At 50.7% G+C, this 11,144-nt stretch carries 9 protein-coding genes; 2 read left to right on the top strand and 7 right to left on the bottom strand.

Annotated features, from left to right (window positions below; genetic code table 11):
- Nucleotides 1–513 precede the first annotated feature (513 nt).
- Nucleotides 514–993, top strand: a complete 480-nt coding sequence (locus tag NSQ73_RS06015; protein ID WP_340989202.1) for a GNAT family N-acetyltransferase — start codon at nucleotides 514–516, stop codon at nucleotides 991–993.
- Nucleotides 994–1,088: 95 nt separating this feature from the next.
- Here NSQ73_RS06015 and dnaJ read toward each other — a convergent pair whose 3' ends face one another.
- From dnaJ to hrcA, 4 genes are all read right to left on the bottom strand, one after another.
- Nucleotides 1,089–2,213, bottom strand: coding sequence for a molecular chaperone DnaJ (dnaJ, locus tag NSQ73_RS06010; RefSeq protein WP_042139464.1), 1,125 nt, complete (start codon nucleotides 2,211–2,213; stop codon nucleotides 1,089–1,091).
- A gap of 218 nt (nucleotides 2,214–2,431) precedes the next feature.
- Nucleotides 2,432–4,279, bottom strand: coding sequence for a molecular chaperone DnaK (dnaK, locus tag NSQ73_RS06005; RefSeq protein WP_042139465.1), 1,848 nt, complete (start codon nucleotides 4,277–4,279; stop codon nucleotides 2,432–2,434).
- A 110-nt stretch (nucleotides 4,280–4,389) separates the two neighbouring features.
- Entirely contained in the window at nucleotides 4,390–4,956 is a 567-nt protein-coding gene (gene grpE, locus NSQ73_RS06000; RefSeq protein ID WP_445669654.1) for a nucleotide exchange factor GrpE, read from the bottom strand.
- A 73-nt stretch (nucleotides 4,957–5,029) separates the two neighbouring features.
- On the bottom strand, nucleotides 5,030–6,061 hold the full coding sequence (hrcA, locus tag NSQ73_RS05995) for a heat-inducible transcriptional repressor HrcA (RefSeq protein ID WP_039309603.1): 1,032 nt from the start codon (nucleotides 6,059–6,061) through the stop codon (nucleotides 5,030–5,032).
- A gap of 233 nt (nucleotides 6,062–6,294) precedes the next feature.
- Between hrcA and NSQ73_RS05990 the strand changes: the two genes are divergently transcribed.
- On the top strand, nucleotides 6,295–6,999 hold the full coding sequence (locus NSQ73_RS05990) for a hypothetical protein (RefSeq protein ID WP_340985719.1): 705 nt from the start codon (nucleotides 6,295–6,297) through the stop codon (nucleotides 6,997–6,999).
- Nucleotides 7,000–7,217: 218 nt separating this feature from the next.
- Here the strand turns inward: NSQ73_RS05990 and NSQ73_RS05985 are convergent, their stop codons facing one another.
- From NSQ73_RS05985 to lepA, 3 genes are all read right to left on the bottom strand, one after another.
- Nucleotides 7,218–7,709 (bottom strand): N-acetyltransferase, encoded by a 492-nt coding sequence (locus NSQ73_RS05985; RefSeq protein WP_171721047.1) that lies wholly within the window; start codon nucleotides 7,707–7,709, stop codon nucleotides 7,218–7,220.
- A gap of 92 nt (nucleotides 7,710–7,801) precedes the next feature.
- The gene (hemW, locus tag NSQ73_RS05980; protein ID WP_171720963.1) at nucleotides 7,802–8,974 is read right to left on the bottom strand and encodes a radical SAM family heme chaperone HemW; all 1,173 of its coding nucleotides are present in this window, start codon (nucleotides 8,972–8,974) and stop codon (nucleotides 7,802–7,804) included.
- A gap of 239 nt (nucleotides 8,975–9,213) precedes the next feature.
- Complete coding sequence (lepA, locus tag NSQ73_RS05975; RefSeq protein WP_340985717.1) at nucleotides 9,214–11,025, bottom strand: translation elongation factor 4; 1,812 nt, start codon at nucleotides 11,023–11,025, stop codon at nucleotides 9,214–9,216.
- Nucleotides 11,026–11,144: the final 119 nt, after the last annotated feature.

The raw sequence follows: 11,144 nt of genomic DNA, 5'->3' as shown, positions 1-11,144 counted from the left end.
ATATGCCCTACTAAAGCGGCGGCAGCATCCTGATTTGTGGATGCTGCCGCCGTCTTTGTGCTGATTTCAAATCGTTAAGGAAAACAAACCCGAGCTTGCCTGCCTCTTTGCCAGGTGACTTAGACAATAAATTCAGCCAACAGGCAGTAATTTTTAATTATAGACATATTATATCGACCCTATAGGATAGGATCCAATTAGAATAATATCAGATATGAATTGGCAAAAAGGGGAATCAAAAGGGCCTCATACAGCCCATCTGGACCCTCAGCTAATCAGACGGACTGAAAATCCGCTATTTTCCCTAATCTGGAAGATTATCTGGTTAAGCGGACTCAGATTCCGTTAATGGGCCTGTCGCAGCCCTTTTCATGCCCAAATGAACAAGATAGCTGATTTTCAGTCCGCTTTAGCCTCAGAAAAGGGGGGTTCCGGGAAATAAGGTCCTTTGATTCCGCTTGGCTCTGTTGAAACACTGCTTACCAGAAAGCTAAGCTAACGGAACAATAGTTAATTCATGAGGAGGAAATAACTCTGCAAATCATAACTGAACGGCTAATCATTACTGCATTTGACCAACAAAATTACAAGAAGGTATCTGAAACATACCCTATCGGGAAGCATACCGCCGGATATTTAGCTCATCTTGAGGAAGACTCTGAACTGCTGGGCTGGGGAGTGTGGTTTGTAACATTAGCTGATAACAACCAAATTATCGGAGACATTGGATATAAAGGGAGACCGGATATACAAGGAATTGTAGAAATCGGATATGGAATAATTCCGGACATGCATAATAAGGGGATAGCTACAGAGTCGGTGAAAGCAATTATGGAATGGGCATTCTCTTCAGGACAAGTGAAGAAAATTGTGGCAGAATGCCTTATAGATAACCTTCCTTCCATTAAAGTTCTGGAGAAATTGGAAATGACTAGAGTTAGAATAAAGGATGGAATGATTCATTGGGAAATAACAAATAACCGGCATCGTTGAATTAAAGGACAAAAAAATGCCCGCCTCCAATTTCCATGGAGGCGGGCGCTTCTATGCGGCTCCGTAGGGCCGCAGGAATAATACACTTATGAAGATCAGTCCCCGCGGAACGCACGCTTCACGCGGTCAAAGAAAGATTGCTCCTGCTCATGAGTGTTCTCTCCATTGTGGGAGGCGAACTGGCGGAGCAGGTCCTTCTGCTCATCACTAAGCTTGCTAGGCGTGACCACAATGACGCGGACATGCTGATCGCCGACTCCGCTGCCGCGCAGATGCGGAACACCTTTGCCTTTGAGGCGGAAGAAGGTTCCGGTCTGTGTGCCTGCAGGAATCTTGAGCTTCACTTTTTCGGTAAGGGTAGGGATTTCGATCTCGTCACCAAGCGCCGCCTGAGCGAACGTCAATGGAACCTCGCACATAATATCATCGTTCTCGCGCTCGAAGAAATCGTGATTCTTGACGCGGAACACAATGTACAGATCTCCGGCAGGGCCGCCGCGTGTGCCGCCTTCGCCTTCACCGGTCATGCGCAGCTGAGCGCCGTCATCGACACCGGCAGGAATGCGCACATGAATCTTGCGCTGTTTCTTAACCTTGCCCTGGCCTGCACATGTTGTACATTTTTCTTTGATGATCTTGCCGGTGCCGCTGCAATGGGAGCAGGGACGGCGGTTACGCATCTGTCCAAGCGGTGTATTCTGCACGAATTCCTGCTGGCCGCTGCCGTGACATACGGAACAGGTCTCCGGCTTCGTTCCAGGTTTGGCACCGGAGCCAAAGCAGGTATCACAGGTCTCCGTGCGCGGAATGGTAATATCGGTTTCTTTACCGAATACCGCTTCCTTGAATTCAATGGTCATCGTATACTGCAAATCGCCGCCGCGCTGCGGTGCATTCGGATCACGCCGTCCGCCGCCGCCGAAGAACATGTCGAAGATATCGCCAAGACCGCCGAAATCTCCGCCGCCGCCGCCAAAGCCGCCGCCCATGCCCTGGTTAGGATCAATATGTCCATATTGGTCATAACGAGCCCGCTGCTGCCCGTCACTGAGGACATCGTAAGCTTCCTTAACCTCTTTGAACTTGGCTTCTGCATCGCCCGCTTTATTCACATCCGGATGATACTGGCGCGCCAGCTTACGGTACGCTTTCTTCACATCTTCGTCTGAAGCATCTCTTCCGAGGCCCAGAACCTCATAATAATCGCGTTTATCTGCCACTGCTTTCACCTCCGTACATCGTTATTCTTCTGCCCTTAACATGGCAAGTAGAAACGGCTACGCCGTCCCGCGGGGACGGCACCGTTTCTTCGAGAAATGTAAGAAGAAATTTATGACGGGAAACCCATAAACCCTTACATTTTAAAGGGAAAGCCAAAACACGGGATGCCCCGGTTTTGACCTTCCCCTCTCACCAAATAGAAACTTATCGTTTAAGGTTACCCTTGATTCTTCTCATCGTCAACCACTTCGTAATCGGCATCTACCACGTTGTCTTTCTTGGCATTACCTTCAGAAGCTCCCTGGCCGCCTTCAGCGCCTTGCTCAGCTTGTGCAGCCTGTTCATACAGCTTCACGGACAACTGCTGTACGATCTCATTCAGCGCCTCTGTAGCGGCAGTGATTTCTTCCAGGTTGTCGGTTTCCAGTGCAGCCTTCACTTTGTCTTTGGCTTCATTGGCTTTCTCGATTTCGGAAGCGTCGACTTTGTCAGCAAGGTCCTTGATGACTTTGTCCGTGGAGTATACGAGCTGGTCAGCGTTGTTCTTCGCTTCTACCAGTTCTTTACGCTTACGGTCTTCCTCAGCATGCAGCTCGGCATCCTTCATCATCTGTTCTACTTCAGCATCGCTCAAGCCGCTGGAAGAAGTGATAGTGATCTTCTGGCTCTTGTTGGTGCCTTTATCCGTAGCAGATACGTTAACGATACCGTTGGCATCGATGTCGAAGGTTACTTCGATCTGCGGTACGCCGCGCGGTGCCGGTGGAATCTCGTTCAGCATGAAGCGTCCCAGTGTTTTGTTGCCGTTCGCCATCTGGCGCTCACCCTGCAGTACGTGGATTTCCACGCTCGGCTGGCTGTCAGCGAAGGTCGAGAACACCTGCGATTTGCTTGTAGGGATCGTAGTGTTGCGCTCGATCATCTTCGTGAATACGCCGCCTGCAGTTTCAATACCCAGGGACAGCGGAGTTACGTCAAGCAAGACCACGTCTTTAACATCACCAGTCAGCACGCCCGCTTGAACAGCAGCACCAAGGGCTACTACTTCATCCGGGTTAACGCCTTTGTGAGGCTCTTTGCCTGTAAGCTTCTTGATCGCATCCTGTACGGCAGGAATACGTGTGGAACCGCCGACCAGCACGATTCTGTTCAGATCTGCAGGCGTCATGCCGGCATCGCTCAGCGCCTGACGGGTTGGTCCAAGCGTACGCTCTACCAGGCTTGCAGTCAGTTCGTCGAACTTGGCACGGGTCAGGTTGACCTCCAAGTGCTGTGGCACTCCGTCAACAACCGTGATGAACGGCAGCGATACAGTAGTTGTCAGTACGCCGGACAGCTCTTTTTTCGCTTTTTCCGCAGCGTCTTTCAGACGTTGTACAGCCGCTTTGTCTTTGCTCAGGTCAATGCCTTGCTCTTTCTTGAATTCAGCCACGAGATAATCCATAACCAGCTGGTCAAAATCATCCCCGCCCAGACGGTTGTCACCGCTGGTAGCTTTTACTTCGAAGAAGCCGTCGCCCAGTTCAAGGATCGATACGTCGAATGTACCGCCGCCAAGGTCATAGACAAGGATCGTCTGGTCTTCGGATTTCTCCAGACCGTAAGCAAGTGCTGCTGCCGTTGGCTCGTTGACAATACGCAGAACTTCAAGACCGGCAATTTTGCCCGCATCCTTCGTAGCCTGACGCTGGCTGTCATTAAAATATGCAGGAACCGTAATAACGGCCTGGGTTACTGTCTGGCCCAGATAGGCTTCAGCATCGGATTTCAGCTTCTGGAGAATCATCGCCGAAATTTCCTGTGCGGAGTAGTCTTTGCCGTCAATGCTTTCTTTGTGGTTCGTACCCATGTGGCGCTTAATGGAAGCGATGGTACGGTCCGGGTTCGTAATTGCCTGGCGTTTAGCTGTCTCGCCGACGATACGCTCGCCGTCTTTCTTGAAGCCTACCACCGATGGGGTTGTACGCGCGCCTTCCGGATTCGGGATAACGACGGCTTCGCCGCCTTCCATAACGGCAACGCAAGAGTTGGTGGTTCCAAGGTCAATACCGATAACTTTACTCACTGTAATTTGCCTCCTCAGACATAAGGTGAAGCCCGGGGCTTCAACCATTCATATTGTTATTGTGGTGTAACATTGTCTTCATAGAATAATGCTCACTTATATAGACAGAACTACATGCTGACTTTGACCATGGCCGGACGAAGAACTTTATCTTTCAGGAGATAGCCCTTCTGGACTTCTTCTGTCACGATGCCTTCCTCGTGCTCCTCGCTCTCCACCTGCATGATCGCCTGATGATATTCAGGGTTAAAAGGCTGTCCTACCGTTTCCATAGCTGTAAGTCCTTCAGATCTCAGCACTCCATCCAGCTGCCGGAAAATCATATTGATGCCTTTGGTGAACGCTTCGGAATCCGCGCCTGCCGGAGATGTAGCCAATGCACGCTCGAAATTGTCGAGTACCGGAAGCAATTCAGTTACGAGCTTGGAAGTCGCATATTGCGCCAGCTCTTCCTTTTCCTTCTGTGTGCGGCGGCGGAAGTTATCGAAATCAGCCTGTACACGCAGTGCGCGCGCCTGATGTTCATTCGCAAGCTCCTTCAGCCGTCCGAAATCCTCTCCACTGCCTGAAGCCGCCTCGCCGGCCTCTTCAGCCGTAAATGTGCCAGTGCCTTCTGCAGCTTCCGCCTCATCAGCAGCCTGGTTTTCATTTATGGAGGGATCATTCTGTTCATTCATTTCCTGAACCTCTTCCTCTTTCAAGTTGTCTTCACCTCCTTATCATCATTCACCGTAATCAATTACGCTCTGTTCACTTATACCAGTGTGCCAGCATCGCTGTCAAATCCCGGGACAGAATCCCCAGAATGCCCATTACGCGCGCATACTCCATCCGGGTCGGACCCAGGATGCCGATGCTCCCCAGCGCCTTGCCATCCAGCGAATAGGTAGCGGTAATCAGACTGCAGTTCGCAAAAGCATCATGCTTATTCTCTGTACCAATGCGCACTTGCATCCCTGTTCCTCCGCTTGCCGGGGTCAGCATTTTGAGCAGGGTTGGCGTCTCTTCCAGCAGGTCCAGAATATTCTTCACCTTGTCGACGTCCTTGAACTCCGGCTGGGTCAGCATATTCGTTGCGCCGCTGAGATAGATGCGCTGTTCATGGTCGCTTTCGAGCGCCGTGTCCAGCACCTGCATTAATTCTTCATAGTGGGAGATGTGACGCTGCATTTCCTCACCCAGCTCGGAATAGAGCTGGCTCTTCAGCTTATAGAGCGGTACATTCACCAGCTTGCTGTTCAGCAGATTGACGACCTTCTCCATCTCGGATACAGAAATATCCGGAGGAAGGTTGACGATCTTGTTCTCCACCTGTCCCGTGCTGGTAACGATAATCGCCACCGCAGTGTTGTCATCGAGCGGAAGCAGCTGAAAGTGGCGCAATGAAGTATGAAAAACCTCCGGTCCCAGCAGGATGGAAGTATAATTCGTCATATTGGAAAGAATCATTGCCGCATGTTGGATAACCTGCTCTGTCGCATTCAGCTTCTCGGCGAAAAAAGCGCGGATCGTGCCCAGTTCGGCCGTTTCGGCGGAATTCCACGGTACCAGATGGTCCACATAATAGCGGTAGCCCTTATGAGAAGGGATTCTCCCTGCCGAAGTATGAGGTTGCTCCAGGTATCCCAGGTCCTCAAGATCAGCCATTTCGTTGCGGATCGTTGCAGGACTGTAGCCTACATCGCCGCGTTTCGAGATACTGCGCGAGCCTACCGGCTCAGCGGAAAGAATATAATCATCTACGATTGCATTCAGTATCATTCTCTGGCGTTCAGTTAACATGTTATTCCCTCCTATCGGCTGTGGCTCCGATTCGTTAGCACTCTAGTCAGATGAGTGCTAACCACTAATACAAAAATACCAAACTGACCTTGGCATTGTCAAGTCAGTTTCACAAATCACAAAGCACTGCCGGATGCATTTTTTTCAAGATAAAACCATTATTTCGGATATGACCCCGCAACCATTCATCCGCTTCATCGTCAGATAGAACAAGGGGTGATGAAGTGCGCTTGATGAAATCATGGTTATTTGCCATATCCGCAGTGATCCTATGTGTGCTGTTGCTTACGGCCTATACAGTGAAAACAACTCAGAACAAGTGTTACTTTGGTGAAGTGGATTATGCATCAGTCCTGCAATGGAATGGTGTCCTGTATGGCGGTGATACGGATAGTGATCTCAGCGGACTGAGCAAAGGGAAGGCTATCGGCAAGGTTACCTACAGCAAATCCGAGCATAGGTGTCCCCGTAAGAAGATGCAGGATGGAGATGCCACGAATCTGAAGACAGGTACACAGCTCTATGAAGTGAATGGATATGAACCTTCGGCGAGAATCTGGGCGGGTGACCAGCTCTATGAGGCGTACAGCAACCCTGCAGCCAGAACCCTTAACGATCTGCTGGATGCCGAGGGCAAAATACAAACCGTCCGTTTCATCAGCGGCAATGACGGTTCAGACCTGATGGACTTTACTCCGGAGGCCAACGCCATATTCATCCGTGAATTCCCCAAGCTGGAGTACATCCCGCAAGAGGAGCTGTCCAAACAGACCAAGAGCTGGGTGGGCAATCTGTACTGGATGGAAATCGAAATGAAAGACGGGTCCACCAGAAGGATTGCCTATAATACATTGTTCCCTTCATTTCACTCTGCATATGCCACTCCGGAGCTGGCCGAGCTGATAGAGCAGCAGCGCAAGCTTATTTATGCCAGGTAACCGGTCAACCGCATCTGTGTGCGAAGCGGAATTGTTGTACGTTATACAACTTGAATGCTTAGAAGCGACAACAGCAGCACAGATCCAAATATTCACTATATAGAGTGAAGTGTAACATTCTCTTATCCGCGCAAAAAAACCACTCCCCCGGAGCTTCCGATCCGTAGGGCAGTGGTTTCTTATTATATAGGTTGCCGCAGAACCTGTCGCCCCCCGGTTTAATCCAATCTCTTCAGCACAGCGATTTCATCGCAGGCATGCTGCTTCTTGCAGTGCACACAATCAGTCCAGACCTTCTCCGGGAAAATCTCCTTCTCCACCACATCGAATCCGTTTCTGAGGAAGAAATCCACAGCATAGGTCAAAGCCATAATCTTCGGGATTTTCTGGCGTCTGGCTTCTTCCGTCAGCTTCTCCAGAATCATCGAGCCTACGCCTTTGCCCTTGCCTTCATCGCGCAGACCGATCGAACGTACCTCTACGAGGTCGCTTCCGAGTCTGAACAAGGATCCGCAGCCGACAAATCTGCCGCCGATTTCGGCAATCACGAACTGATCGATCTGGCGGGTCAGTGCTTGCCTGGAACGGGGCAGCATAATTCCGCGCTGAGCGTATTCCTCTATCATCAGATACAGCGGCTCTACATCCTCCACTGTAGCATTTCTGCATATCACTTGTTGATCTCCCGCAGGAGAAGACTGGCGGAACATATCCGTTTTGACAAGCACTTTGACTCACCCCTCGTTGTTAATATGAATAAATATACAACAGAGTGAATTACAATTCAAGGGGTATTTTAAAATTAAACTTCTGTCAAAGCACCGACAAATTCTCCAAATACATCGTTGCCGAACAGGATTCCCTGCTTGCTCAGACGATAGGTGTCCCCCGTCTGCTCCAGCAGCCCTGCCTTAAGCATTTTATGCAGCGATCCAGCAAAAATATCCTCCAGCGACTTCCCGAATTGTGAACGGAATGCCGTATCCGACACCCCTTCGCGCATCCGCAGGCCGACCATCATGAAATCCTCCATCGCCTCCTGCTCGGAGATAGGGAAGCTGTCCAGACGGGGCAGCCCGCTGCGCGTAGCCTCATTATACGGATTGACGCCCTTGATATTCATATGCCGCTGGCGGCCCACATATCCGTGCGCCCCGGCACCGAGGCCATAATAATCCTCGTTGCGCCAGTAGGTAATATTGTGGCGGCTCTCCATCCCCGGCTTGGCAAAATTGCTGATCTCATATTGCGTATAACCCGCAGCTTCCATGGTGGACATAAGCAGCAGATACATCGCCAGCTCATCCTCTTCATTCGGCAGGGGAAGTTTGTTCTTATTAAATAGGGTGTGGAACAGCGTGTTCTCCTCAACCTTAAGACTATAGATAGAATAGTGGGGAAGATCCAGCGCCAGCGCCTTGTCGATGCTCTCTCTCAACATATCCACCGTCTGGTTTGGCAGGCCGAACATCAGATCCAGCGAAAGATTATCCAGCCCGGCCGCGCGGGCATTCTCCAGACTGCGGTAGACATCATCCACATCATGAATACGGCCGATTCCGCTCAGCAGCTCGTTCTGAAACGCCTGAACGCCGAAGCTGACACGGTTGACGCCGCCTTCCTTCATTACTCTGAGCTTATCTATATCGGTAGTGCCGGGATTAGCTTCCATAGAGAACTCGATATTCTCATCCCACTGCGGGAAGTGTCTGCGGACCGATTGCAGGAAATATGCCATCTCATCCGGTTTAAGCACTGTAGGCGTACCGCCGCCGACAAAAATGGTCTTGATTACACCGGGAGGCGTGTTCTTCACGGTCAACTCCATCTCACGGTCAAGGGCATACAGATACTCCATGACCGGCTGATCCTTCAGGACATAGGAATTGAAATCACAGTAGAAGCACTTATTGGTGCAAAACGGGATATGAATATATACGGCCTCAGGGGGACGGCCATTGCGTGCTGTGTTCATAGCTGTCTCCTTTGTTCTATTTAATGTAAAAACTGTTTGCAGCCTCTGCTGCTGAAAAGTAAGAAGAAACGGCTGCGCCGCCCTGCTTAGGACGGCACCCGTTTCTGCGAGAAATAAGCGATGATTATTATCTTAATCCTGTTTCTCCGGGAAAAATAATATTTCCAGAAAAGGGAAGCCCTACGGCTTCCCTTGCAGGTCTATAATCCAGCTGTCAGCTCCAGGGAGCCTGCACGCTGCTACTCAATCTGAAGCACAGCCATGAACGCTTCCTGCGGCACCTCTACGCTGCCGACTTGCTTCATGCGCTTCTTACCTTCCTTCTGCTTCTCCAGCAGCTTCCGCTTACGCGAAATATCACCGCCGTAGCATTTGGCCAGTACGTTCTTGCGCATCGCCTTAACGGTCTCGCGCGCAACCACCTTCGTGCCGACGGATGCCTGGATCGGCACCTCGAACATCTGCCGCGGGATAATGCCGCGCAGCTTCTCACAGATGACCCGGCCGCGGTTATACGCGCGGTCGCGGTGAACGATGAAGGACAACGCATCGACCTGCTCATTGTTGAGCAGGATATCCATCTTCACCAGATTCGACTGGCGGTATCCGGAGATCTCATAATCGTAGGAAGCATAACCCTTTGTTCCCGATTTCAGCTGATCGAAGAAGTCATAGACAATCTCGGACAGCGGAATCTCATACGTTATGGTTACACGGTTCGTATCCAGATACTCCATGTTAACGAATTCGCCGCGTTTGTTCTGGCAAAGCTCCATAACTGTACCTACGAAGTCATTCGGTACAATAATTCCTGCCTTCACATATGGCTCTTCAATGAAGTCAATCGTCCCGATCTCCGGATAATGCGACGGATTGTCGATCTGAATGGTCTCACCGTTAGTCAGCTTGATGCGGTAAATAACGCTTGGTGCTGTAGTAATCAGCGGCAGATTGAACTCGCGCTCAATCCGCTCCTGAATAATCTCCATGTGCAGCAGTCCAAGGAAGCCGCAACGGAAGCCGAAGCCCAGTGCACTTGAGCTTTCCGGCTCGAAGCTAAGTGAAGCATCGTTCAGCTGCAGCTTCTCCAGCGCTTCACGCAGATCATTATAATCAGAGGTCTCAATCGGATACAGACCACAGTAGACCATCGGATTAATCTTGCGGTAGCCCGGCAGCGGTTCAAGCGTCGGATTCTTGGCATCCGTCACCGTGTCACCGACACGCGTGTCGCCAACATGCTTAATTCCGGCCACAATGAACCCGACATCGCCGATGTTCAGCTCAGGCACAATGGTCATACGCGGCATGAATGCTCCGACTTCGATAACTTCAAAGGTTTTGTCGGTTGCCATCATCTTAATCTTGGAACCTGCACGGATACTTCCGTCCATAACACGGACATAGACAATAACGCCTTTGTACGGGTCATAGTGGGAATCGAAGATCAGGGCCTTGAGCGGTTCTTCGGAGTTGCCTGTCGGCGCCGGAACCTGCTTAACGACCTGCTCCAGAATCTCCTTAATACCGATGCCGGCTTTGGCGGAAGCCAGAACCGCTTCGCTCGTATCCAGCCCGATTACATCCTCAACCTCCTGCTTCACCCGGTCAGGATCTGCATTCGGAAGGTCAATCTTGTTGAGCACCGGAAGAATCTCCAGATTGTTATCGAGTGCCAGATACACGTTAGCCAGAGTCTGGGCTTCAATCCCCTGTGCTGCATCCACTACCAGCAGTGCGCCTTCGCAGGCGGCAAGACTTCGGGATACCTCATAGGTGAAATCGACATGCCCCGGTGTATCAATCAGATTCAGATAATAATCCTGTCCGTCGTCGGCACGATAGGTCAGGCGTACAGCCTGCAGCTTAATGGTGATACCGCGTTCGCGCTCCAGGTCCATTTGATCGAGTACCTGCTCCTGCATTTCACGCGAAGTGAGCGCACCTGTATACTCCAGAATACGGTCAGCCAGTGTCGATTTGCCATGGTCTATATGTGCAATAATCGAGAAATTGCGGATTTGTTGTTGTCGTTTCTGAACGTCAGTCATTCCTTACCCCCACAGACAGCCTAATGTTAATCCTCTTATTATAACAGTACGGGCTTCACCCATCAATCCCGCCAGCTGCGGGAAAATAAAGAAACACCCGGGGCAGCCAAAAAATCACA

The organism is Paenibacillus sp. FSL R10-2736, assembly GCF_038000245.1.
Lineage (GTDB): Bacteria > Bacillota > Bacilli > Paenibacillales > Paenibacillaceae > Paenibacillus_AQ > Paenibacillus_AQ phytohabitans.
This window is presented reverse-complemented; position numbering and strand designations above follow the sequence as displayed.